General features: G+C 59.8%; 26 protein-coding genes. 17 read left to right on the forward strand and 9 right to left on the reverse strand.

Annotation, left to right across the window (positions count from 1 at the left end; genetic code table 11):
* Nucleotides 1-169 precede the first annotated feature (169 nt).
* On the reverse strand, nt 170-907 hold the full coding sequence (locus NKI17_RS30240) for a helix-turn-helix transcriptional regulator (protein WP_352907183.1): 738 nt from the start codon (nt 905-907) through the stop codon (nt 170-172).
* 929 nt (nt 908-1,836) lie between these two features.
* On the opposite strand from NKI17_RS30240, the gene NKI17_RS30245 reads away from it, so the two are divergent.
* The gene (locus NKI17_RS30245) at nt 1,837-2,022 is read left to right on the forward strand and encodes a hypothetical protein (protein ID WP_352907184.1); all 186 of its coding nucleotides are present in this window, start codon (nt 1,837-1,839) and stop codon (nt 2,020-2,022) included.
* 281 nt (nt 2,023-2,303) lie between these two features.
* A complete protein-coding gene (locus NKI17_RS30250) occupies nt 2,304-2,642 on the forward strand; it encodes a hypothetical protein (protein WP_245263590.1) in 339 nt (112 codons plus the stop codon).
* A gap of 526 nt (nt 2,643-3,168) precedes the next feature.
* Here NKI17_RS30250 and NKI17_RS30255 read toward each other — a convergent pair.
* Nucleotides 3,169-3,447: a hypothetical protein gene (locus NKI17_RS30255; protein ID WP_352907185.1), complete on the reverse strand. Its 279-nt coding sequence runs from the start codon at nt 3,445-3,447 to the stop codon at nt 3,169-3,171.
* The gene (locus NKI17_RS30260; RefSeq protein ID WP_352907186.1) at nt 3,444-4,514 is read right to left on the reverse strand and encodes an acyltransferase family protein; all 1,071 of its coding nucleotides are present in this window, start codon (nt 4,512-4,514) and stop codon (nt 3,444-3,446) included. The genes NKI17_RS30255 and NKI17_RS30260 overlap by 4 nt, the downstream gene beginning before the upstream one ends.
* A gap of 67 nt (nt 4,515-4,581) precedes the next feature.
* Between NKI17_RS30260 and NKI17_RS30265 the strand changes: the two genes are divergently transcribed.
* From NKI17_RS30265 to NKI17_RS30275, 3 genes are read left to right on the forward strand one after another with little or no spacing between them, the layout of a single operon-like run.
* The gene (locus NKI17_RS30265; protein WP_352907187.1) at nt 4,582-5,172 is read left to right on the forward strand and encodes a hypothetical protein; all 591 of its coding nucleotides are present in this window, start codon (nt 4,582-4,584) and stop codon (nt 5,170-5,172) included.
* A gap of 58 nt (nt 5,173-5,230) precedes the next feature.
* Nucleotides 5,231-5,740 (forward strand): hypothetical protein, encoded by a 510-nt coding sequence (locus NKI17_RS30270; RefSeq protein ID WP_352907188.1) that lies wholly within the window; start codon nt 5,231-5,233, stop codon nt 5,738-5,740.
* Nucleotide 5,741: 1 nt separating this feature from the next.
* Nucleotides 5,742-6,440, forward strand: coding sequence for a transglycosylase SLT domain-containing protein (locus NKI17_RS30275; RefSeq protein ID WP_352907189.1), 699 nt, complete (start codon nt 5,742-5,744; stop codon nt 6,438-6,440).
* 42 nt (nt 6,441-6,482) lie between these two features.
* Here NKI17_RS30275 and NKI17_RS30280 read toward each other — a convergent pair whose 3' ends face one another.
* Together NKI17_RS30280 and NKI17_RS30285 are read right to left on the reverse strand one after the other, a co-directional pair.
* Complete coding sequence (locus NKI17_RS30280) at nt 6,483-6,815, reverse strand: hypothetical protein (RefSeq protein ID WP_352882641.1); 333 nt, start codon at nt 6,813-6,815, stop codon at nt 6,483-6,485.
* A 142-nt stretch (nt 6,816-6,957) separates the two neighbouring features.
* Complete coding sequence (locus tag NKI17_RS30285; RefSeq protein WP_352907190.1) at nt 6,958-7,410, reverse strand: helix-turn-helix domain-containing protein; 453 nt, start codon at nt 7,408-7,410, stop codon at nt 6,958-6,960.
* 629 nt (nt 7,411-8,039) lie between these two features.
* On the opposite strand from NKI17_RS30285, the gene NKI17_RS30290 reads away from it, so the two are divergent.
* The 3 genes from NKI17_RS30290 to NKI17_RS30300 all read left to right on the forward strand — a co-directional run bounded on the left by NKI17_RS30290 (nt 8,040) and on the right by NKI17_RS30300 (nt 10,413).
* Nucleotides 8,040-8,381, forward strand: a complete 342-nt coding sequence (locus tag NKI17_RS30290) for a hypothetical protein (protein WP_352882645.1) — start codon at nt 8,040-8,042, stop codon at nt 8,379-8,381.
* Nucleotides 8,382-8,984: 603 nt separating this feature from the next.
* Complete coding sequence (locus NKI17_RS30295) at nt 8,985-9,737, forward strand: DUF7146 domain-containing protein (RefSeq protein WP_352907191.1); 753 nt, start codon at nt 8,985-8,987, stop codon at nt 9,735-9,737.
* A 208-nt stretch (nt 9,738-9,945) separates the two neighbouring features.
* Nucleotides 9,946-10,413 (forward strand): ABC transporter ATP-binding protein, encoded by a 468-nt coding sequence (locus tag NKI17_RS30300; RefSeq protein WP_502894658.1) that lies wholly within the window; start codon nt 9,946-9,948, stop codon nt 10,411-10,413.
* A 178-nt stretch (nt 10,414-10,591) separates the two neighbouring features.
* Here the strand turns inward: NKI17_RS30300 and NKI17_RS30305 are convergent, their stop codons facing one another.
* Nucleotides 10,592-11,074 carry an RES family NAD+ phosphorylase gene (locus NKI17_RS30305; RefSeq protein WP_352882648.1) on the reverse strand — a complete coding sequence of 161 codons (483 nt, stop codon included), beginning with the start codon at nt 11,072-11,074 and terminating at the stop codon, nt 10,592-10,594.
* Nucleotides 11,071-11,502, reverse strand: coding sequence for an Xre family toxin-antitoxin system antitoxin (locus tag NKI17_RS30310; protein ID WP_023755433.1), 432 nt, complete (start codon nt 11,500-11,502; stop codon nt 11,071-11,073). The genes NKI17_RS30305 and NKI17_RS30310 overlap by 4 nt, the downstream gene beginning before the upstream one ends.
* Nucleotides 11,503-12,320: 818 nt before the next feature.
* Between NKI17_RS30310 and NKI17_RS30315 the strand changes: the two genes are divergently transcribed.
* A complete protein-coding gene (locus NKI17_RS30315) occupies nt 12,321-13,559 on the forward strand; it encodes a DUF1173 family protein (RefSeq protein ID WP_352907192.1) in 1,239 nt (412 codons plus the stop codon).
* Between the two features lie 175 nt (nt 13,560-13,734).
* The gene (locus tag NKI17_RS30320) at nt 13,735-14,097 is read left to right on the forward strand and encodes a hypothetical protein (RefSeq protein WP_352907193.1); all 363 of its coding nucleotides are present in this window, start codon (nt 13,735-13,737) and stop codon (nt 14,095-14,097) included.
* On the opposite strand, the gene NKI17_RS30325 is transcribed toward NKI17_RS30320, so the two are convergent.
* Together NKI17_RS30325 and NKI17_RS30330 are read right to left on the reverse strand one after the other, a co-directional pair.
* Complete coding sequence (locus tag NKI17_RS30325; RefSeq protein WP_352882653.1) at nt 14,054-14,653, reverse strand: thermonuclease family protein; 600 nt, start codon at nt 14,651-14,653, stop codon at nt 14,054-14,056. The two genes, NKI17_RS30320 and NKI17_RS30325, sit on opposite strands and share 44 nt — an antisense overlap.
* Nucleotides 14,653-15,192 (reverse strand): hypothetical protein, encoded by a 540-nt coding sequence (locus NKI17_RS30330; RefSeq protein WP_352907194.1) that lies wholly within the window; start codon nt 15,190-15,192, stop codon nt 14,653-14,655. Before NKI17_RS30330 ends, NKI17_RS30325 begins: the two co-directional genes overlap by 1 nt.
* Here NKI17_RS30330 and NKI17_RS30335 point away from each other — a divergent pair.
* The 7 genes from NKI17_RS30335 (at nt 15,192) to NKI17_RS30365 (ending at nt 22,088) form a co-directional block, all read left to right on the forward strand.
* Complete coding sequence (locus NKI17_RS30335; RefSeq protein WP_352907195.1) at nt 15,192-16,139, forward strand: lytic transglycosylase domain-containing protein; 948 nt, start codon at nt 15,192-15,194, stop codon at nt 16,137-16,139. The genes NKI17_RS30330 and NKI17_RS30335 overlap by 1 nt on opposite strands.
* Nucleotides 16,140-16,151: 12 nt before the next feature.
* Nucleotides 16,152-16,460: a TrbC/VirB2 family type IV secretion system protein gene (locus tag NKI17_RS30340; protein ID WP_352492028.1), complete on the forward strand. Its 309-nt coding sequence runs from the start codon at nt 16,152-16,154 to the stop codon at nt 16,458-16,460.
* 5 nt (nt 16,461-16,465) lie between these two features.
* Nucleotides 16,466-16,774: a VirB3 family type IV secretion system protein gene (locus tag NKI17_RS30345; protein WP_352882655.1), complete on the forward strand. Its 309-nt coding sequence runs from the start codon at nt 16,466-16,468 to the stop codon at nt 16,772-16,774.
* A 2-nt stretch (nt 16,775-16,776) separates the two neighbouring features.
* Nucleotides 16,777-19,188, forward strand: a complete 2,412-nt coding sequence (locus tag NKI17_RS30350; RefSeq protein ID WP_352907231.1) for a VirB4 family type IV secretion/conjugal transfer ATPase — start codon at nt 16,777-16,779, stop codon at nt 19,186-19,188.
* Nucleotides 19,185-20,066 carry a hypothetical protein gene (locus tag NKI17_RS30355; protein WP_352907196.1) on the forward strand — a complete coding sequence of 294 codons (882 nt, stop codon included), beginning with the start codon at nt 19,185-19,187 and terminating at the stop codon, nt 20,064-20,066. The genes NKI17_RS30350 and NKI17_RS30355 overlap by 4 nt, the downstream gene beginning before the upstream one ends.
* Before the next feature lie 11 nt (nt 20,067-20,077).
* Nucleotides 20,078-20,791, forward strand: a complete 714-nt coding sequence (locus NKI17_RS30360; protein WP_352907197.1) for a type IV secretion system protein — start codon at nt 20,078-20,080, stop codon at nt 20,789-20,791.
* A 226-nt stretch (nt 20,792-21,017) separates the two neighbouring features.
* The gene (locus NKI17_RS30365) at nt 21,018-22,088 is read left to right on the forward strand and encodes a TrbL/VirB6 family protein (protein ID WP_352907198.1); all 1,071 of its coding nucleotides are present in this window, start codon (nt 21,018-21,020) and stop codon (nt 22,086-22,088) included.
* Nucleotides 22,089-22,098 lie beyond the last annotated feature (10 nt).

The following is a 22,098-nucleotide window of genomic DNA, read 5'->3' on the forward strand; positions in this document are numbered from 1 at the left end:
AGTGCTCTTCCCATCATCCACCTCCGTCAAAGTGGATGTTGAATCAGCAAAGAACGCATCCGTCACATCACAATCGATTCATCAATCACAGGACATGCTCTAGCATTCCCAGCTTCACGAAACGGAACGAGTTTTGCCGGCGGCTTCCCGCGAAGCGCTTGGCTACCGATCAGAACAGTCTTTGAAAGAAAAGGCCGCGCTCTGCCGCGATCGCAACCGCATGGGCCAAGCTTTTGGCACCAAGCTTGGCCCGTGCCAGATCAAGATGAAATCGGACCGTGCGAGGGGATAGCGACAGTATCTCTGCGGTCCGTTTGACCTTCTCTCCCCTCGCGTACCATTTCAGGCATTCGATCTCTCTATCGGAGCAGACCGTCGGATGGCGTGGCCTTCCTTGGATTCGACCGATAGCATTGTGAAATTCACCGGCGAGATGCTGGAAGTCGCGAACCTCGGATTTGAGAAACGTCTGCCACGCCGCTGCGTTCTCGTTGCTCGTCACGGTCAGAATGCCGCGGTCGCCGTCGACACCCCTAACCGGGAACGTGACGCCATGCTTCCCGACACCATGTTCCCTCGCTTCACCGAAGAACGTGCGCACGGGCTTGTCCGATAGGTCGATCTCCTTCCAATCAACCAATTTCACAGCACGCAACCCATAGCGAAGCACGGGATCGATGTCGAAAAAATCCTTCTCGATGTAGCGTTTCACCCAGTCAGGCGAATAGGTGGTCACATAGAACGGCTTACTCGGTTCCTCGTAAACCGGCCTGAGGGTAAGAAAGGCCGCCGTCTCAAGACCGTAACTTTCGACAATTGTGTTCAGAAGGTCCGCCGCGTCCGCAGGAGAGGCAACTGCGTGAATACCCTCCGTCACGTCGTGAAAGTTTGAGTCAAATCTCGCCATATCCAGCTTACCTCCTTGCTATCGACGCGCCTCTCCAAGCCATTCGCGCGGCTATCGAACTAGGTTGCTCCTCGCTGGATTCCAGCGTCTCACGACCTGTCAAAAGTGACAGGCAAAACCGCCAGTATACATAGGTTGCAACCCGCATTATTCCAGATTGGATGACCACAACCCGGCGTGGAGGAAACGCCTTGGATACGATTTTACTTTCGTCGAACGATGTGGGTCGGCAGACTAACCCTACGCGTACCTCGCGCCGTGCATCACATCGGAGCTCCGGAACGGACGACCACGAAATTTGCCGTCTCTGCTCGGAGCTAAAACAATTAGACGCTGATCGGGAGGCTCTTTTTGCTTTCTTCCCCCCGCCTGCGCCGGGCAACCCTGCGCAGAGCAGGCAGTTTTTCACAAAGCTGAACTCGATTACGGCTCGCTATTTAGCGCTCGAACAGCGGCTTCGAAAGGCTCGCAGCGATATCAGGCAAGGCCACCCACGAAGCCGCTGAGTTCCTCCAGCGGATGCCGCTGGGACCGCCACGGCATAGCGCGCATTCCGAGTATCGATTGCCGGATGGCCCCGCGTCAACTCGACACCGAGGCCCTACCCGGCCCATCGGGCGCGGATCCGGATACGAGCACCCTCCTCCCCTCGCGGGATATGATTCAGAGACACTTGCACAGCGATTTGCAAGATAGTTTACTGACTCAATGAATCTGACGAGGAGTGATCCATGGGAACCAGCAATCAACTTTTGCTTCGTGCACCTATCGCGGCGTCGACAGCTGCGACCTGGGCCAGACCGCGACGCTGGGAAAGCAGGCGTTGCCTTGTGGGGTTGTCGCCATGGCATGGCTCGTAACCGCCACCTTGAAACAATGGCTTGTCTGCTGCCGATCCGGAAAGACGAGGGCGTTGTGCAGCCAGCGAAATGGCCGACGTCGCCGGCGAAAGGCGGAAAGCAGGCGTAGCCGTCACCCTCCCCGATGAACTCGATCGTCGCATCCCCCTCTACGCCCAGATCGAGCGTCAGGCTCACAAAACCCATCGCGGCATTTGGGCCAGCACCTTCCAGATGCCTTGGCTTCACCGGAAATTCTCACCTGCAAACCCATGACCCCCGAGCACGATATGCGTTCTTTTCGTCACATCCTCCACCTCGTCGCATCCGCGGCCTTGCTCGCTGGTTGCGCCGAGCGAGTGCCGGATGCTTCACATTCGGCCGGCCCCGTTTCGGCCACGGACTCCTATTGGAAGCCTGATCGGGTCAGGCGCAGCCGGCAAGAATATGCGCCAGACTGGGGGCGCTTCCCGCCGGTCATTACCCGGCGAGCCGGCTACCCAACCGAAGCTCAGGCGAATAACGCCTTGCGCCGCTCGCATTGGAACTCCGTGCCTGTGCGCACGCTCATCACCAAGGAAGGCATCAAGACGATCTCCGTCCCCGCGGAAGCCCCGGACACGATCGCTGCAGGCGTTCGCGTCTTTGCCTGCCGGCCAGGAGCGCTCAACGGCTATACTGGCCGCGTGCAATTTTACGACGGCCCCGTCGTCGCCTGCGCTTCCGACCTCCTGTCTGCCGATGGTCGCGTGCTCGCCCGAGTACCCCTCAATTTCTACTACTGGCAGAAGGCTTGGCGCGTCCAAGACCCGAGGCCGTCCTACAAGTCTGTCCCGTGGGCCTATCAGGAACCCTCGCCGCCCAAGAGCAAGGGCTGGTTCGGCGACCGCTACTAAGCGGCGGCCGTCACACTGCCGCGTGTCGGCTGGCCAGATGCGCACAGAAGCCGACGGCCAAACCAACGGCGCCGGCGTCGGCAAGATTTGTCCGCGGGCGTATGAGAGGTACGCTGCGAGCGGCTTTTACGACGCTCCGGATGTGTCGTCACGCAGCGTGCCAATTCACCATCGCGTCTCTTCGTGCAGATCCCAGTTCGAAGATTGCGACGACCGTCTTCGGCGACTTCGAGCGTATTGCGTGTGGTCGCGCCAGCAGTCATGGCGACCTTCACGCATGGAGGCCGCATCGCTCACCTCCGGCCGAAAAATCATGCGTCCCTATGCGAGACCGATCAGTCGTTCGGCCAAAGCGTTTCGCAAGGCTTTAGTTCAATCTCTTTCCTGGCGAAATCAGTGTCAGTGCATGGCATTGCTGAAGGTCGTCCACGAAGATCAAACTGCGGGTATCGTGCATTCAGCATTCCGGGGGATCGAGCGGCAGGCCGCACAGTCCCCCAACATGGTAGCTACTTCGCGGCCGAAGTCATCTACCGGTCAGGTTCTGCTCTTCTGCTGGGAGCTCGCTTCGCACGAACACGTCCAGCACTAGCGCGATATCGACCCCTGACGGCGATCCGTTGCGCACCATACCCCTCGATACCGCCGAGCGCATGGCTCCAATGACGCAGCATGCCGCGACGAGCGCTGCCACGGCATCGCCGTCGGTCTCGGTCAAAAGCTGCTCCGCCAGCGCCCTCGCTCCTCGCGGAATTTGATCGACATCTTCACCACCAAGCGACCACTGACGATTTTCTTCCGTCACGGCAACACCTCCCGGACTGTTCGATTTGACCATTGGCGGCCGAGCTGCCGGAGCGGATCTCCGATTGCCACCGTCAGCACATGAGACAGCCCGATCGCGACCGCGATCGAGAGCGTTGCCGTCGCCGGAGCGTCCAGGAATTGGCCAAGCGACCAGTTGAACAGCGCCAGCACCGGCAGATGGATCAGATAGAGGGCATAGGAGATGCCTCCCAAGCGGCGCAGCATCCGCCCCGGCCAGTTCACAGAATCATCCCGCAAGGTCGCCCTTGTCACGATCCACCCGCACATCAGCGCCAGCATGGCAGTCGCCACGCCATGCATCGCCGGCGGCAAGATCGCCAACATGAAGGCCGCGATCGACATCCAGAACGCCGCTTCCATGTTGCCGATCACCCGCAGGTGTTCCGCCAGACGGGGCCATGCGCTTGTGCCCATGGTTGCTCCGATCGCCAGCCCGACCGCGATTGCATCGATGCGTAACGTCCAAAGCGTCCCGCCCCAGGGCCGCAGCGTGAACGTCCCGACCACGAGAACGAGTCCGGCCAGCGCGAGGAGCGCCCGCCGCGGTAGCAAGAACACCAGGAGCGGAGCCAGTAGATAAAATTGCATCTCGGCGGCAATCGACCAGAATGGCCCAAACGCAAAGGCGTTCCCGCATCCTGTGGCGCCCCCGAAACAGGGTGCCCAATGCGCATTCGAGATGAAGGCGAATGCCGCCTTCGCGTCTGCAGGCTCAACGCCGCTTCCCGGGATGATCAACCCGATCGAGAGGATGGCGCCGACGCACCAGGCCAGCGGCACGATCCGCATAGCACGCCTGACATAGAAGGCGGAGGCCGCCTCGAGCGCACCGCGCTCGAGGCGCAGGCTTCGCAATGAGCGTTCCACCACCAGGCCGGAAATCACAAAGAACAGGTCGACCCCGACGCTCCACGCCGGCGCAAACAGCAGAGCGGCGACCGTCCCGCCTTCTCCGAAGACCGGCCCGACATGCGACAGCACCACCAGCCCAATCGCCAGGCCTCGCAATTCATCCAGCCCCGATAGGCGGGCTTTTTGTCCCATCCAAATATCACGCTCGACAATCATTACAACATTGATTTAATCATAGGGCACACAAGCGAGGCAAGGAATGCATGCACGCCTGACATTTGTCGCAGTCGCGGCTGCCCTTAGATTGGCGCCCCACGCTTCGGCCCAGTCGCTCACGCATGATCCGAACGCCTGGCGCGCCGTCGCCTATGCCGATCTCGAGCTCCCGAACTCGGAAGCCGTGCCCTACGCCTCCCTATGGGCCGACCGACTGAAGAAGAACAACGACGCCTACGTGGCCAAAGGTGATACACGCTTTGCGGTCGCCAACGCGCCGGCTTCCGAGAGTCACATCGTCGTTCGCAGCCCGACCAAAACCGTCGTCCTCTCGGTCCTGCACACGCTCACCGAATGCTCGCCGATCCGCACCGATCCTGTCGGCAATGCCACGCTGAAACGATGTCCCATGCGCTTGGCGATCTACCAGAACGGCCGATCAACGGTCGCTGACGCTGGCTCCGGCTGTTTCATCGAATATGGCGCGCAACCGAATAACGTCCGCCCCGACCTCGCTCGGAATGGTGCGATGGGTGCATATGATGTTCAGGCCAAAAGCATTCGGGCCGGCATCATATTCCAAGGTGAAATCGCCCAGGAATGCCAATTCCGGATCCCTGTCCCGCAACCCTAGAGGAAGCAGCCCACGCCGTTGTGTTTCGGCAACCTCGATATCCCCAAGGAGCGCAATCATGATCGACACGGAGAACCTGACGTTATTCAGGACACCAGCCTGCCACCGGCCATCGCCAACGGATCAATGCTTCCCTGACGGCGCGCGATGCGCGGCCTTCACCGCGGCTCCTGCCGGCGGCCACGGCGGGATGATGTTCCGGAGATCTGCCATGGCCAACCGGACAATCTTCGCAACTCTAGCCGTCTTGATCTCGCCGGCAATCGCGCAAGAACTTGATCCGCTCAAGGCTCCGCAGGGATCATATGTAGCGTCCACGCACACATGTGCCGATCTCGACCATGGCGTCGGCGCTCTCGAACTTGCCGAATTCGACGGCGACGCAATCACCGTCGGCGCAAGCACCTGCGAGATAGCAGGCACCCGTCATGCAGACGATGCGTTCCAAGCCTCATGTACAGAGCGTGGCAGCAGCTCCCCGGTCATCACGCCGATGAAGATTACGCGCCCATCCAGCGACGCGCTCTCCATCAATGGCACCATCTATAATTTCTGCCCGGGGAAGTAAGATGCTGCGTCCCTTCCCAATACTCCTTTCCGCGCTCCTGGTCGTTGGACAAGCGCCTGTTGCGCAAGCGAATTCCTTTGACCAGGATGCAAATTCTTGCGACCTCAATGACAACACAACCTTGCGTTCCCTTTGTACGAACGGAGCGGGTCTGCCGAGCTATCCGCCCACGCAAGAGATGATGGAGCGCAGCCCGAACATCGCCAATATGATTGTCGACGCCGCCAACAAGTATGGTGTTGATCCCAAGCTCGCTCTTGCCGTGTCCGCTCACGAAGGCGCGATGTCAGCATGTGCCGGCTCCTTCAGTGGCGTTCTTGGACCGATGCAGCTTACGGGGGCGACCGGCCGGGCCTACGGAATGGATCGTGGCATCTTGTCCGAAAACATTGAAGGCGGCGTAATGACGCTTCGCGATGCCGTCAAATCGTGCGGCGGCACGTCAAGTATTCGCTGCCTCGCCGATCGTTACAACGGCAGCACTGAAAGCCAGCGCCGTAACTGGACGAACGACGTAAACCGCCGCTATGCCGCCCTCAATTCGGCCGGCCAATCCATTCCTCAGGGATGCGGCGCGCAAGCGGTCTGCCAAATGGGACCAGGCGACTTTCCGACGCCCAATGGTGGTGACACAAAACTCGCTTCATCCGCTCCCGGTCCCGCCGGCAGCGACATCAACGTTGCCCTTGGTCAGGTGTAACCCCGCCTTCCTATTGAGGGCCACGCCGTTGGCCCGCCGCCTTCAATGGGAGAGATTGCGCGACGAGAGCTTTCCAAATCCCCGTTTCAGATGGCTTGCCAGCTCCTGGCGCACATCATCAGGCCATTGCTCCATCCCAACGCAGTTCACTTCGGCGGCAACCAGCGACCAGTACAGCAGATCCGCGTGTCGTCCTTCGAACAGAGCCGCCACGATGAACTGTCCGATCACCAACGTGATCGTCTCGGGCTTGCCTTTCTCCCGTAGAAATTCCGAAACCTCTTCCACCGATGGTTTCGGGTGGCAATCGACGAACGCCGCCGCTTCCCTATAGAGCGCATTGTCTCCTGCGACTTGCCAGATATTCGCTTGCATCGTGAACCCTTCAGCAATGATGCCAATGCATCGACGCTGGCGGATTTTCTGATGCTAGTCAAAGAAATATAAGATAGATTTTTTGCCTATCGCAGCAAATAAATCTACACTGATTGTTTAGCATCTTCTACTTTTCTTGTATCTACTGGCTTGTCCTGCGTCCCTTTTTGGCCGGAGGCAGCCGCTTCTTCTCGGAGGTTGCCCCAGCGGGGCTGGCTGCCTCTCTCAAAGAAGGAACACCACTGAACTCCGTCATCGAGCGCTTCACGGCACGCGTGGCCTCAATATGCCGCGCAATCTCGGTGAAGCTGAAGCCGAACGTCTCGATGTCCCGCTTCACGCTGTCGTCGTCACCAGTCCGACCAATGAGCGTCCACACCGGAACCTTCAGGTGCCGCGCCAGCCGCTCCAGGGTGACGAATGTCGGGTTCCCCTTCCCCGTCCGCAACTGGTAGAGCGTGCCGCGCGATAGCCCCGTAGCGTCGGCAAAACTCGCATAGTCCGGGTACTCGTTCTCGATTTGGCGAAGTCGCAGCGCGAGCAGGATCGAAAGCCAACCATCGCTGTCTTCTGTCTTGTTTTTAAATATCGGCACAGCTGCCCCCCTGCTTATCGGTCGGAATATGACGGCCATTTTTTGCAGAATGTCTAGTGCTCAGGGCTTGTAGCCGAAACGATAACTCATTGCCCTATTAAAGTGTGGAGGCATCCTCCCCATACTCCGCAAAGTGACGGCGTACAGCTTTTGACCCGCTAAATCGTTCCAGATGCACGATAGCCATTTGACGATCTGGCATGCCCTGTTGGAAATGTATAATTAAATGAATCCGGTTTGGATCTCGTGGGTCCCTTGCTAATGAATTTGTCGTGTGCCACCTCATCCGGACGGACAACCCTGATCTCTGCCCTTGCGGCAGGCAGGCCCTGCAATCGTTGCCCGACCACTTCGAATGACCTGGTTCAGGTCGACCAGAAGCGAGACCTCGACGCCGGTGCTTCTGGCGATTACACTCAAGGCGGGGCCGCAAGGCTTGGCCCCGGAACCAATCTCTATGCCTGTTCGAGATGGAAATGGCGCCGGGCAATACTCTGAAGCCGATACCGCCAAAAACGGCACCAAAACGCTTGATCCCATGAGGGGCCATCCTATCTCCAGTGATCATTATAATGACGATCAATCTGTGACATTATATTGATCAGCATCGGAATAGGAGACACTCTGTCATGTTCATGAGGTTTGCGTTCGCAATTTTCGCCGGCGGCGTGCTTGCTTTCTTCGCCCTGCCCGATCAGGAAGCCGGCCTTCGCATGCTCAGCTTTTCCACTGCTTTCTTGATCCTGTCCCTCGCCGCCGTCTGTGTCATCGAATTTCTAACCCGCAGTATCGGACGTTATCGTCTTCGGTCGTCGTTACAACAGTCGCGCTGTGATGACGATCTTCCTTTGCATGATGCTGCAAAGGTCGAGCGCTCCGCCTGGTCAACGTCGGGCGTCAACCCCAAGGATTTGAAACTGGCCTGGCAGTACCGCGTCAACGATCAGCGCCTTGGCCGCTTCAAACTCTAACAGGCTCTGCGCGCCAGGATCTGCTCAATCACGCACACAGACGATCCTGCTGTTCCGTCAGGTCTGCGAGCTCCTGATACGGTAGCCCCAAATGATTCGAGGCTTGCGCAACGCAGCGTCCCGAATTCCCAAAAGGCCCCGACCGAGCCTCCCAGGAACGCCACAAAGGTGCCGATCGTCTAAAGGTCAGGTTGCGCGTTCGCGCGCAAATGGTTCTCGTAATTACCTCATGCAACGGCTCCTGATCGCTAATCTCGAGTGTTTGCGAATGGCGCTCTCAGCGATGCAGGCTTGGGCTACCTGGCCGAGGCGATCCTGCCGTCACGTCACGACGGCTAAGTCCTGGCCCTTGAACCGCCCCGGCTATTTCGCAGGTAATGTTCAACGCGCTATTGAATCATTCTATTGATCCGATAGAGAGTTGGCGGCATTATCAGGTCCATGACAAAGGTGTCGTGGCCAAGCGCTGCGCAGGTATATCGCGCTTTAGGAGGGTACCCGGCGCGCGGCAGCTACTTGTGCCGTTGCCCAGTACCAAGTCACGGGCAGGGGAAAGGCGACCGCCATCCCTCCCTCTCTGTTCGTGACGGGGATTATCGTCTTATGCTCTACTGCTTTGCAGGCTGCGATCCCGTCGACATCCAGATCGCCATTGCGGACCTGGATTTGTCGAAGCGCGCGGCCGTGCCTCTGCGTCGTGTTCGTCCGGCGGCGCCCAAAACCACGGCAGCGGACGCGCTCGCGCTCTGGTCGAGAGCGACTGCGCTCGCCGGTACGCACGGCGAAGCTTATCTTGCCTCTCGCCGTCTGCCGGCGACGTTGCCAACTTTGCGCTATCTGCCGGATTATCGGTTGGGAAAGAACCGCTTTCCCGCGGTGGTGGCTGCTCTGCAGGCCCCAGACCGTTCAATCTGTTCGGTGCAACTCACCCTCTTGCACCCGACACGGCCAGAAAAGGCAGGGCTGGACGAGCCGCGCCGCATCATCGGCCCCAGCCGGGGCTTTGCCTTGCGGCTCGCCCCAGCGGCCGCCGTCCTTGGTATTGCCGAAGGCTATGAGACCGGCCATGCCGTAATGCTGCGATACGGCCTGCCCGTCTGGTGCTCACTGGGGGCACCACGTTTGCCGTTTCTTCAGCTGCCCGAATTCGTACAGCGGATCGTCGTCTTCGCCGATCCGGACAAGCCCGGCCTCAGCGCGGCCGAACGCGTTCGCGAAGCCAACCCTGAGCGCCAGGTCCTCATTCACAGACCGCCCGACGACCGGGATTTCGCGAAGCTGTGGGAGGACGATCCGACTCCCGAGACCCTACCCTTGGATCTTCTGCTGCGCGAAACACTCGGCGCAGACACCTGAATCTCTCGGCGGGCCAACTTACCATCAACTTTGATCACGAATTTGGCACCACTTGTTCTGGCGAAGGGTGCCTTCGAGCATCTAGAACCGGCACTAGATGCGCGCCTATCTCTACTCGACACCCATGCCTTGGCTTCAGAAGACCGGCGCCGAAGTCTTCCGTCAGAGGATACTGTCGACCACTCGGTGAAGGCGCTAACCTACCTCGCTGCACAGTCGCTCAACGAGAACTCACAACCGCCAAAAGCGGAGGAAGGATGCCGAGGAACGGGCTCGCTTCTACATCGCGCTGGTCGGTCTCGCCGAATTCGCCGATGCCTATCCCGCGCAGCTCTCGGGCGGCATGGCGCAGCGCGTCGGCATCGCCCGGGCGCTCACTGTCCAGCCCGAGATCCTTCTGCTCGACGAGCCGCTGGGGGCGCTGGACGCGATGACCAAGATCGGCATGCAGGAGGAACTGGCCCGCATCTGGAGCGAAGAAAACGTCACCATGGTGATGGTCACCCACGATCTGGAGGAGGCGATCTATCTCGCCGACCGGGTGCTGATCCTGCCCAGGGAGAAAGGCGGGGCGGCGCGGTTGATCGATGTCGACCTGCCCCGCCCGCGCGAGCGCAGCGAAAGCCGGTTCGTGCGCTACCGTGAAGAGTTGCTGCGCAAATTCGGCCTGCACTGACGGAAGTGAACGGATTAGCCCATCTCTTTTGGCCGGTGTGGTAACCCGGCGGGATGGGCAAGAAAAACCGCTGAGGAATGCTCAAGCGCGATCGGTCCAACGCATGAAACGACGATATCTCAACGCTTTGAGCCATATGCGGTAGCTCTGGAGTAGTAGGGACGGAAAGCCCCTCCCCTTACGCGCCAAACAGCCGCCGGTCCCAGTAAACAGGCTGGTGGAGACTCGTCTGGATCCTTGAAAACTCCGGATGCGTTGGATTGATCAGCACATTGCTATCGAGACGCGCCACGACGCTCGGCACCAGCAGGATGACGCTGCGCCGTTCTAAACACCAGGTTTCGCCAAATCCCTTGCTTACCGTCGCCGGCATCGTGTCCCAGCCGGGCAGTGACGGCTGCGAAAAAACCTCGTAGCTCAGTCCGCGCGGAATTGTGACTTCGATGTAGTGCTGGTTGGGCGGCAGCCGGCCACTGCCATGCACCAGCTTTTCCAGGAGGGCCGTCGAATAGTGCTCGCTGGTGTAGATGATAGGACTTCCGGGCGTGTTCCATCGCCCTGGTGCGACTGTCGAGCCTGTCGCGTCGAAGATCGGGTAGGTGCCGGCCGGATCGCCGACACGAAAGGACAATAGGGTGCGATCGAGAGTCTGCGCCGTCACGCAGCACTGCCATACTTCAGACCTCCGAGGATATCGACTACCATTTCGGCGCCGAACTCGCTGAGGATAACGATGTCGATCGGTCGCTTGTCCTCAATCATCGGATGCGGCCGAAACAAGAAATCGCGTGCTTCCTCTTCGTTCTGCCAGACATCGACAGCAAGCCCCCAGACCCGCGCCACACGGGCCAATCGTGTGCCCTCATCCGACGACAGGCGATGCGCCGTCTTGCGCCGCTCATAGGTTGCCTTGGGAATCAGCCGGTATTTGAACTGAGCATCTCCCGGGGCAACGAGATGGGCAACGCGCTCGACCACCCCAATGGGAAGTCCATTCTCGATCCGGGAGATCAGCCCGAATGGCGACCGCGCCGCCACCTCCTTAGCAGGCAGCCCCAACACGTCGGCTACATTTCCGAACGCCAGCATTCCACTCTCCATTCATGTGAGGCACAATATAGCCTCACATGATGCGCCCTGCAAGTCCCTGCGTCAGCAGAACCGATCCGATCACCCTGCGATCCTTGCTGCCACGCGTTAGCCTTTGGCGCCCGCCAGCAGCATCAGTCCCACCGACACTCGCCTGCGTAGCCCTTCGAAAAGCGCTAAGGCGGCGAGTGCGAACCGCCTTGGTTGCGAATGATTGACACCGGGAAAAACGCGTTTCCGCCAGCGCTGAACAAGGAAGCCCGGAAGAAAGAATGGCCGGGCTCGGATACGGCCCGGCCAAAGAAGGTTAAAGCCTTCAGGGAGGAACACCGTCCGGTGGAAATGGGAGGAAACCATCGAACGATTTTACCTGTTTGATCTTATTTCAACGCGTTGGCGACGAATGGGATTCCAAAGAACATATAAAACGGCAAAAATTTGTGCGCCACATTACAGAAGGTCACAAGCGCGCGGTTCCGGTCTTGAGAGGTCACCATAGTGGCGTAGCTTCGTCGGATCATCTGGCACGAGGACATGACCGCGTGCTCTTCATGCACGCCATTGATGAAACAGTCTAAGTTGACGGATTGTCATCATGCTTCACCATCCCAGGCGGATCACGCCGCGGACGGCTACATCGCCGCCACAGCCGCTGCTTGCGGCTCTATGGTCGCCTACCTGAAACATCAGCCCCTTCGAGTCTGCTGGGTTAACCACTGTCAATCCATGGGAAGCATCGTTGAACCCAATGGGTTGAACGAAACATCGGTTCAATGATTTAATCATAAGCCGAACGATCTAAAGCCGGATGGCACCTTATGAGTGACTTTGCTATTTTGGGTCGCACGGTTGGCCCGCAGCACCCGGAAATTCAGACGCTCTTGCGTCAGGCGCGGGATCAGCAGGCTCGCGTCTTGTGTTTGTGTCGGCATCCCGGGGTGCCGATGTACATCGCCGCCGTCGGCGAGGAATTGATCATCAAGCGCATGCCGAACACCGGCAAGGACCATGCGGTTGACTGTGATCGCTATGAACTGCCCCTTGCACTGTCGGGAAAGGCGGAGATCCTGGGTCAAGCAATCATCGAGGATTCTGCATCGGAGGCGGCGCGGCTGAAGCTGGCCTTCGCACTGACACAAGGCAAGGCGCGACAGGGATCATCCGGCGAGGGGGCTTCCCACCATACTGTGAAGGCCGATCCGAAGAAGCTCACGCTGCGAGGCTTGCTCGACTATCTCTGGGAAGAGGCGGAGCTCACATTAATGGCACCCGGCTTTGTGGGAAAAAGAAATTGGGGGTTGGTCCGGAAATTTCTTTGGGGCGCGGCTGATGCGAAGTCGAGCCAGAAGTTCCAGTTGCGCGAGCTGCTGTTTATGCCGGGAATGTACTCCCCTGAGCACAAGGATCGCCTGGCAGCGGATCGGGAGCGGGCTTTCGCGGCGGCAGCCAAGGCGAAGCACAAGAAGATTGTGATCGGTATTGTGAAATCGCTCGATCCTGCCCGGTTTGGCGGCAAGCTGTCGGTCAAGCATATGCCCGACGCGCAGCTCTTCATGGATGAGAAAATGTTCAGGGCAGTGCCGAAGCGCTTTGCAGCAGAATTCGACCTGTGGCGACTGCACGAAAATTCGCACCTGATCACCATCGCGACGGTCATGCAGATGCCGTCCGGCATTCTGGCGATCGACGAAATCGGCTTTATGAACGTGACGGAGAATTGGATTCCGTTTCAGCACAACTACGAAAAGGAATTGATCGAGGTCCTGACCGGGGAGCATCGGCGATTTGTGAAAACGTTGCGCTACAACGTGCTGCCGGCGGTACCGATGGCGTTCGGTCTTCTGACCGACGTTGACCAACAGGGAACCGCGCTTTTTGTCGTACCGCACGATGCTAACGAGGCGGTACGGGCGGAATTCGACCATCTGATTTCAAGCTGCGAGCTCGAGACCTGGCGCTGGGACGCAAGCGGCCCCCGACCGGCGCTACCGGGCAAACAGCAGCGGCTTTCGCCTCCGCCCGGCAGGCAGGCTTTGGAATATCGACCGAACAACTGAAAAGCCGAAGCGCGTGCGAGGCTGCAGCTGTAATTGGACCCAGCCAGGACATAAAAATCGTGAACAAGCGAAAGACAAGATGAGGGCAATGATTCGATGCGGTTGGCGAGGGTCCGTGAGCGCGACGAAGCGCGGACGACGGCTGGCGCACCCGTAGGGCAGGCTACGTCTGAGCTTGCGTCTGGCGCCGGCGTTTGCGCTGGAAGCGATCGTTGATCGGGGCCGTGACCAGGGAGTGCGAAAAGGAGAAAGCGATGCTGAAGAATTCGACATGGATCCGGGAACGGGCATCGTCATCGCAGCAGTCCTGATTTTGGTGCTGTCCGGCGCCCGGCTTTTGAACCAGTGGGACAGTCTATCGTTTTGGCGAGAGCCGGGGCTGGTCGCGGCTATTGTTCTCGGATTGATTTCGGCGATTGCGCTTGCCGTCGCGTTCGTGGTCCGGCGATGGCCTCAGCAGAATGTACAGTATGATCCAACGCGCCGGGGACCAGTTATCGATTTGCAGGCGGATTCGAAGACTGGCCAGCCTGGTTAGATGCGTTTCGGATATCGCGGAGGATGATGGCATTCGGATCGGGCACGTCGGCAAACTGCCACAGGCCAAGGTGCTGCTTTTTAGCGACCTCCTGCGCGACGATATAGGGAGCATGGACCGGAGCGCCGTTCGGAGTGACGGCCGCGAACGCCCAGCCGGTCGAGATCAGCGCCGTGCCGAGATCGATGCGAGAACCGGCCGCGGATCCTGAAGTAGGCTGCGCGACGCAAACGACGAAGCGCGTTTTGGTCGCGGCCTGCCAAGCGGCCGTGTAGCATTGAGGTTTGAGATCCCGGATGAGAGACACGAGCATTGCAAGGCTTGCCTCCCCGCAATCGACATGCCCCCCTGCGCTATTTGTGAAATATGTGCCTCGCAGGCAGGCTTGAACGCCGTAGAGACGGTGGGTCTCACCGGCATAGGTCCAGGTGTCGCCGGTGCTGAACGATGCTGTGGCGGGGATCGGAAACCAGGGATTGGATCTGTCCTCGGCCAGTGCCGGAACACTGGCGAGGACGGCCGCGAGAATGCCGGCGGCGGCGAAGCCAGGTTTCATTATTGATACCTGCTCAGATTGAACCAGAACCGTTGTTTGCCGTCGGTCGTCGTGAGATCGAGATAGTTTGGCTCCGTCCTCTGCTCGCGCCGCGTCACCGCCGATGTTGGACGCGCATCGTAACCCGAACCTCTCGGGTTCGTGCCCCAAGAGGCATTCGTTGCATTCCGCGCAGCACAGAAAGCGCCGTTATTGTCGGGCTTGTAGACAGTTTGTGAGCGAGAGCTGTTGTCGCTCCCGCTCGATTCCGTCTCGGGCGAGACGGCGATCGTGCCGTCCGGGCAGGGTTTGAATTTCTCATATCCGATACGACCGGAACTGCCGGCCTCGGTGCACTGGGGCCAGGGCTCCCCATGCGCGACCATACGGAAAGCGCGCTCGACCGGGGGCACACATTCCCCGACGCTCGCCCAACCCCGCGGGTTGAGGATGCACAGCAAGACCTTGCAGCCAAAATCATCAGCATGGGCCGGCGCCGCCGACAAAACCGACAAGGTCGGCAAAAACGCCACAACGGGAAGAACCTTGCTCATTTTCATTGTGTCTGCCTCAATTTCGCGATTGCAGTTCATCGAGTCATTGTATTAATTCAGCATTCCAGAATCGGCAACGGCGCAGGACTATTTTAATGATTCGATCCCGCAAAACGGTGTTGGCAGCGGGTGCGATCTTGGTGACATGCCAAGCGGCGTCTGCACAGGAAGCTTCCCGGAACTTCCCGGGCAGCGTCACGTCACCCACCGGTCGCATCGTCAATGCGGCCGTCGACGCCAAAGGCCGGGTGATGCCGGCCTACCAGGTCGAAAGCCAGGACGTGCAGCGGATCAGTGCGGCGGGAGGTGCTGACAGCGCGGCCGCTACGGTGACACCGAGCTTGGCTGACAACCCCTGCCCCGGCGTCGCTGCCCTGTCGAAGGAAGAAGGACAGCGGATCGTCGAAACGGTCGCGCGCAAGCAAGGCTTTGCCCCGCCCCTCGTCCTCGCGGTTGCCCGGGCCGAAAGCCGCTTCAATTCCGGCGCGCTATCGCCCAAAGGAGCCTATGGCCTGATGCAGCTTCTGCCGTCCACGGCGGTAAGCTACGGGGTCGATATCTGCGATCCCGCGGATAATGTGAAAGGTGGAATCGGCTTTCTGCAGGATCTGCATCGCAAATTTCCGAACCCGATATACATGCTCGCCGCCTACAATGCCGGCGAGGTCGCGGTTCTCAAATATAAGGGCGTCCCGCCCTACTCCGAGACGGTTGGCTACGTCGCCAACGTCATCAACGATTTCTACCAATGGCCATCGGTCGGGTCTGAGGCGGTGATGCCCGCCGGGGCGGTGAGCCTTGACCTGGCCGGCGTTCAACAGGCTGCGGCCGGCGCAGCTGATCAACGAAATGATCCGACATCCCGCGCCAACTCCCGCAATGGCGGCACAATGTCGTCTCGCGAAGCGACGGCGCCGGTCTGGCAGGGCGGGATGGTGCAAAACTTTGACTGAGGAGATGCTTTGATGACCTTGTGGAAGATGATTGCTGCACGCAGCGCTGGTGTGGCGATGCCGCTCATGCTCTTGGCGACGCAGGCGATGGCCGGGGGCGGAAATCTCCAGCCGGTGCAAAGCACGCTGCAGACCTTGGTGCAGACCTTGACCGGTCCGATCGCGACCGCCTTGGCCGTTCTGTTCTGCATCTTCATGGGCTTCATGGCCTGGGCGGCACGCCTGTCATGGTTTGTGGCCGGAAGCTGGGTCTTGGGTATCGTGCTGGTCTTCGGCTCGGCCCAGATCGTCGAATTCTTTCAATCCGCGGTCGGCAGGTGATCGGCATGGCAGACGGCTGGATCGATCCTGGCGAGCCCAAATTGTTGATCACTCCGCTGGTCAAGGGCTTGACCCGAGCGCCGACGGTGCTCGGCATTCCCTACGAGCTTGCGGGGTTCATAGGCGTGCTGACGGCGGTCGTGTTCCTCGCAACCCATAATCTGGTCATGCTCTCTATCTGCGTGCCGCTCTATGCGGTTGCCAGGATCGCGATCATGCGCGATCCCATGTTCATCGAGATCATGTTCATCCGTTCACGCAAGACGCCGCCCCGAAGCGCCAGCTTTTGGGGTGCGCGCAGTTATCGGGTGTGACCGTGGCGATCGCGCGGGCTCTTCGCGATGAACTGAGTTTCGGGGCCGTGTCTCGTCGGGAGAATCCGGTTTCGGCCCATATACCCTATTCGCGGCATGTGTCCGACGAGGTGATCAAGACGCAGGACGGCATGTTGATGTCCTTCGTTCACATGAGCGGACTGTGCTTCGAGACGATCGATATCGCCGAGATCAATTCGCGCCTGCTCGGCCGCAACGATCTCATTCGGGGGTTGGCGAATTCCCGCTATGCGATCTACTCGCATATCGTGCGCCGCGAGGTGAAGCCCGCGATCGAGTCGAGCTTCGAGAACAAGTTCTGCCAAGAGCTGGACCAGCGCTATACGGCGGCCCTGCGCACCCAGCGCATGTTTGTGAACGATATCTACCTGACCATCGTGCGGCGCGAGCTGCAAGGCACGGTCGGGACGGCGGATCTCGTGATCCGCAAGCTTTTGGGACGAAGGGCTGCGGACGGTCGCTCTTCGAGCGAGGACCGGGCGCTGATCGAACTCACGGACGTGATGAAAGCCGTCAAAGAGAGCCTGCAGGCTTATGGCGCGCGGGTTCTCACCGTCGTCAAGCGCGGTGACGTTTGGCATTCCGAGCCGCTGGAATTCCTGGTTCAGCTCGTCAATGGCGGATTTCCGCGGCCGATGGCACTGCCGCGCATGAAACTCGCGGAGGCGCTAGCGACAAAGCGGCTGTTCTTCGGCCCGAATGCGCTGGAAATTCGCGGGGCGTTCCCTGGCGAAACGCGATACGGGGCCATCATTTCGGTAGGCGAGTACCCCTCCATCACGGGACCGGGGATGCTCAACCCCATGCTGAAGGTGCCGCACGAATTCATCGTGACGCAATCCTTCGCCATCATTGACAAGCCCCAGGCGCTGACCCAGATGGAGCGGGTCGGGCGCAAGATCGACATGTCGGATGAAGCCGGCTCGATCGTGGCCGATCAACTCGGTGAAGCGCGCGATGAGCTTCTGTCCTGGGAAGCGCTCTATGGCTTGCATCATCTGACGGTGCTGTGCCTTGGGAAAACCATGGACGACGTGGCGCGCTGCGTGACCGATGTCGGCACGGCGCTGACCGAGGTGTCCGCCCTGTGGGTTCGCGAGGACCTGAATTGTGAACCTGCATTCTGGGCCACCCTGCCCGGCAATTTCGCCTATGTGGCGCGCAAGTCGATGATCTCATCGAAGAACATGGCGGGCTTCTCCGCCTTTCATAACTATCCGAGCGGCCGGACTGGCGGGGTGCATTGGGGAACACCGATAAGCGTCCTCGAGACGACGTCGCAAACGGCCTACTTCTTCAACTTCCATGTTCGAGACCTCGGCAACTTCACTCTGAACGGCCCCTCGGGCTCGGGCAAGACGGTGCTGCTCGGCTTTCTCGCGGCACAGGCGCAGCGCATCACGCCGCGCCCCAAGCTGGTGATGATCGACAAGGACCGCGGCCTGGATATCTTCGTGCGGTCGCTTGGCGGCCGCTATGAGGTTTTGAAGGGCGGCGAGCCTTCCGGCTTCAATCCGTTGCGCCTGCCCGATACGCCGCGCAACCGGGAATTCCTCTTCCAGCTTTTCAGCTTCATGCTGCGTCGATCCGACGGACACGCCCACTCGACGCGCGAGGAGCAAGTCATCCGCAACGCGATCGCCCAGGTGGCGAGCGCGCCGCCGGAAGGTCGAACCATGGAGGAGTTCGCCGAACTGTTGCGCGGTGCGATGCGCGCCGGCGATGACGATCTCTATTCGCGCTTGCAGCCATGGATGAGGCCCGATCAGCGCGGTTGGTTGTTCAACAACGCGGAAGACTCGTTTTCGATGTCGTCCATTTTCGGCTTCGACATGACGAGCCTGTTGAGCGACGCAACGACCAGCACGGCAGCCTTGCTCTATATCTTCCATCGCATCGAGGAGCTGCTTGACGGGCAACCGGTCATGATCTTCCTCGATGAGGGCTGGAAGCTGCTGGACAATGATATTTTCAGCTATTTCATCAAGGACAAGCTGAAAACCATTCGTAAGCTGAATGGCATCGTTGGCTTCGGCACGCAGTCAGCGGCGGACATTGTGAAGTCATCGATCGCCAACACGCTGATCGAACAGACGCCGACCAATATTTTTTTCCCCAACCCGAAGGCTGACGAGGAATCGCACAGGGCGTTCGGGCTGTCGGAGCGCGAGATCAAATGGATCCGCGAAACCCCGCCCGAAGCCCGCAAATTCCTGATCAAGCATGATCAGGACAGCGTCATTGCGCGCCTCAATCTGGGCGCGATGCCTGACGCGATCAAGATCCTCTCCGGTCGAATTGAGACGGTTCAGGAGCTCGACGCGCTGCGCGCGCGCGTCGGCGACGATCCGCAGGTTTGGTTGCCAATCTTTCTTGGGAGGGACCCGGAATGAAGACCATTATGGGCGCGACGGCCGCCCTTGTGACGATTTTCGCGGGATCGACGGTCATGGCGGCCGTGCCGGTTTCTGACAGTCCTATTCTGTCGCAGCGGAGCGAGGACAAGGCCGACAAGGTTCAAATCAAGCTCATCCAGGAGGACACGAAGTCCGCCACGCAGGGCGTCAATTGCTCGGTAACGACACCCAAAAAGGCGCAGAACGTGAAGAGCCCGAAGGCTTCGGTCGATCCGGCGAGTGGCCAGGCGTCCTTGGAACAGGCCAATCCGGACATCAAGGGCTCTTCGGCGTTCGCCTCGACCGGGTCGGGATCGGGCGCTGTCGGCGGCAATGCCGGCGAAAGGGGCCAGTTGGATATCACCGGTCAGGTTCTCGGGGGCATGAATGGCAGCATGTCAACGGTGGCCCCCAATAGGCAGTCGTTCGAGACCATGGGTCAGGATATCGGGACTGACAAAACGGTCATGGAAGCCTTCGACCGCAACAGCGCAATCCGCGCCCAAGGCGGGCTGACCTTCAACGAGGTGATCCAGGCGACGGGGTTCTTCGCCCAAGCTTTCAACGTGCGAAACATTGGCACTGCCACACTGACAAGTCGGGGATCGTCCGGCCTGGTGGTGCCCACTCCCGCGTCCCCGCCGCCTGGCTCGGGTGGCTCGACGAGCTGCCCTGGGAGTACCAGCGGCGGCGGCACGGCCGGCAACCCGTGCTGCCCGTGGGCGGACAGCGCATGCACGGCGCCGCGCACGACCGACACGGTTGAAAACGTCTCGCCCGTGCTTTCGCAAATCCAAAGGGACGCGAATCGCGCTCCCGGGACAATGACGACCGACGAACTGATGTCGGCGGTCAAGCAATATCAGGCTCAATAGGAGAAAGCGCTATGCGTGGAATTCCGTTAACAGCGGCACTCTTCCTTGGCTTGGGCGGCCTCGCCTTTGCGCAGGTGCCGACGATCGACCAGGCTAATCTGGAACAGGCTCGGCAGATTGCATCGGCCACGAGCGAGATCCTCAGCACCGACCGCAACATCATGAACTATACGCAAAAGACGCTGCAGGCCGTCACGGGCGACCGGTCGAGCCAGGCCGGCCAGCTCGCGCAGATGGCCTTGGGCAATGGCGGCTTCTCCATGGGGGAGGCGCCTTCTCTTGGTAGCGTGATCTCGGGCGGCTCGTTGTCGTTCGCCGGCCTCGGCAATGGATCGCAGGGCATCGTTTCGAACATGATCAATGGCTTGCAGCTCGTGAAAACCATTTCGGGCCTGATCAATGGCCAGACGACGCAGATGGATAAGAACTACAGCGCCCTGGTGAACGTCGCGGCCACGGTTACCGGGCTGGTCGACTCCTCGCAAAATGGGGTGAAGACCCGTTCCAGCGCTTTTCAGTCGGGCGCTCAGCGGATCGGCACGGCGCAGGACATCAAGGGCTCGATCGATCAGAACAGCCAGATCATGGTGCAAACGGGTCTGACCGTGAACGAGCTGATCGGCGCGGTGAACACCGCTACGGCGGCCGCCAACCAGGAAAACATCGATCGTATGAACCTGATCACCCAGGCCTCGCGGGGGCTCGAATACAAGTCCGGCCAATGACGGTGCGCTTTCTTCTATCAGCGGCCGCCATCATTGGCGCTGTCGCGACCTCGGGGTGCGGCCACAAGCCGCTCAAGGCTCCATGCTCGCGCGACGGGGGATCGATGCAATCGATGGCGTTCGCGGCGCCCGAACCAAGAACAGAAGCGAAGAAGCCATTCGAGTGCGGTCCGATGAAGGCACTCAATAGCGATCCATCTCTGTTTCCAGGTGGGACGGCGAAAAAATGAACTTCAATATCACGACGCTTCTGCAGCAGGTCGACAAGTTCGGCAATAACTATGTATCGCAAGCCTACCAGAACCTCGCGTCGGCCCTGACCGGCGGGGGACAGGTGGGTGTCGCCGGCCTGATGCTGACGCTGTACGTGATATTCTGGGCCATCAGCATCTGGCAGGGAACCTCGACCGGATCGGGAAAAGAGATGGTCTGGCGCCTGTTCCGCGCCTTCGTCATCTACGCTCTGGCGACGAGCTGGGGGGACTTTCAAACATATGCCTATTCGTTCGCGAATGAGACACCTTCCGTGATCGGGAACAGCCTTCTGACGAGCGTTTCGGCCAATGTGACCGGGACATCGGCCGGGCTGAACTCCGTCAACTCCGTGCAGACGGCCCTGCAAAACATCTGGGATTCGCTCGCCAATTCCACCTCCGCCTTTATCAAGAGCCTTGGCGTGTTGAACTTCGGCGGCTACGTACTGGCGGCGATCATCCTTGTCGTCGGCGCGCTGCTCATCGGCTATGCGATCTTCCTCATCATCCTGTCGAAGATCTTTCTTTGGCTTTTGCTGGCACTCGCCCCAGTGTTCATCATTCTTATGCTGTTCGGCTACACGACCCGGTTCTTCGCCGGCTGGATAACCGCGATCGTGCAGTACATGAGCGTGCAAATTCTGGTCTACGCCTTCTGTGCCTTCTTCATCTCGATTACCCAGACCTATTTCGACGCGGTCAACCGGTCGAATGGTGCTGCGACAACGACCTTGACCGAAGCCGCGCCGCTGATCCTGATCTGCCTCGTCGGCGTGCTGCTGCTGTCGCAAATCACCAACGTTGCCGCCTCGCTCGCGGGCGGAATTGGTATTGGAACGCCTTCGTTCGGGCGCTTCTACGGCGGCGCCTTCGCAGCGATGGGCCAAGCCGGTCAGCGCAGGCTGATGGGACGCTTGGGCTGGAGCACGCGGCAGGAACGTCTGGCGGGTCGCGAGCGGGCGCGCGTGAGCCTCGCACAGAGAAGGTATGAGGATTCAGCGGAATATGCACGGCTTTCCCGAAAGCTGACGGATCCCGCATAGGTTTGGGGCA

It is taken from the genome of Mesorhizobium sp. M0816 (assembly GCF_040320005.1).
In the GTDB taxonomy this organism is placed as follows: domain Bacteria; phylum Pseudomonadota; class Alphaproteobacteria; order Rhizobiales; family Rhizobiaceae; genus Mesorhizobium.

Excerpts from the sequence above, each read along its gene's own strand:
- NKI17_RS30240 (WP_352907183.1), bottom strand. The coding sequence starts at position 907 with ATGGCGAGATTTGACTCAAACTTTCACGACGTGACGGAGGGTATTCAC.
- NKI17_RS30245 (WP_352907184.1), top strand. The coding sequence starts at position 1,837 with ATGGCCGACGTCGCCGGCGAAAGGCGGAAAGCAGGCGTAGCCGTCACC.
- NKI17_RS30260 (WP_352907186.1), bottom strand. The coding sequence starts at position 4,514 with ATGGGACAAAAAGCCCGCCTATCGGGGCTGGATGAATTGCGAGGCCTG.
- NKI17_RS30265 (WP_352907187.1), top strand. The coding sequence starts at position 4,582 with ATGCATGCACGCCTGACATTTGTCGCAGTCGCGGCTGCCCTTAGATTG.
- NKI17_RS30270 (WP_352907188.1), top strand. The coding sequence starts at position 5,231 with ATGATCGACACGGAGAACCTGACGTTATTCAGGACACCAGCCTGCCAC.
- NKI17_RS30275 (WP_352907189.1), top strand. The coding sequence starts at position 5,742 with ATGCTGCGTCCCTTCCCAATACTCCTTTCCGCGCTCCTGGTCGTTGGA.
- NKI17_RS30280 (WP_352882641.1), bottom strand. The coding sequence starts at position 6,815 with ATGCAAGCGAATATCTGGCAAGTCGCAGGAGACAATGCGCTCTATAGG.
- NKI17_RS30290 (WP_352882645.1), top strand. The coding sequence starts at position 8,040 with ATGTTCATGAGGTTTGCGTTCGCAATTTTCGCCGGCGGCGTGCTTGCT.
- NKI17_RS30295 (WP_352907191.1), top strand. The coding sequence starts at position 8,985 with ATGCTCTACTGCTTTGCAGGCTGCGATCCCGTCGACATCCAGATCGCC.
- NKI17_RS30310 (WP_023755433.1), bottom strand. The coding sequence starts at position 11,502 with ATGCTGGCGTTCGGAAATGTAGCCGACGTGTTGGGGCTGCCTGCTAAG.
- NKI17_RS30315 (WP_352907192.1), top strand. The coding sequence starts at position 12,321 with ATGAGTGACTTTGCTATTTTGGGTCGCACGGTTGGCCCGCAGCACCCG.
- NKI17_RS30325 (WP_352882653.1), bottom strand. The coding sequence starts at position 14,653 with ATGAAACCTGGCTTCGCCGCCGCCGGCATTCTCGCGGCCGTCCTCGCC.
- NKI17_RS30330 (WP_352907194.1), bottom strand. The coding sequence starts at position 15,192 with ATGAAAATGAGCAAGGTTCTTCCCGTTGTGGCGTTTTTGCCGACCTTG.
- NKI17_RS30340 (WP_352492028.1), top strand. The coding sequence starts at position 16,152 with ATGACCTTGTGGAAGATGATTGCTGCACGCAGCGCTGGTGTGGCGATG.
- NKI17_RS30345 (WP_352882655.1), top strand. The coding sequence starts at position 16,466 with ATGGCAGACGGCTGGATCGATCCTGGCGAGCCCAAATTGTTGATCACT.
- NKI17_RS30355 (WP_352907196.1), top strand. The coding sequence starts at position 19,185 with ATGAAGACCATTATGGGCGCGACGGCCGCCCTTGTGACGATTTTCGCG.
- NKI17_RS30360 (WP_352907197.1), top strand. The coding sequence starts at position 20,078 with ATGCGTGGAATTCCGTTAACAGCGGCACTCTTCCTTGGCTTGGGCGGC.
- NKI17_RS30365 (WP_352907198.1), top strand. The coding sequence starts at position 21,018 with ATGAACTTCAATATCACGACGCTTCTGCAGCAGGTCGACAAGTTCGGC.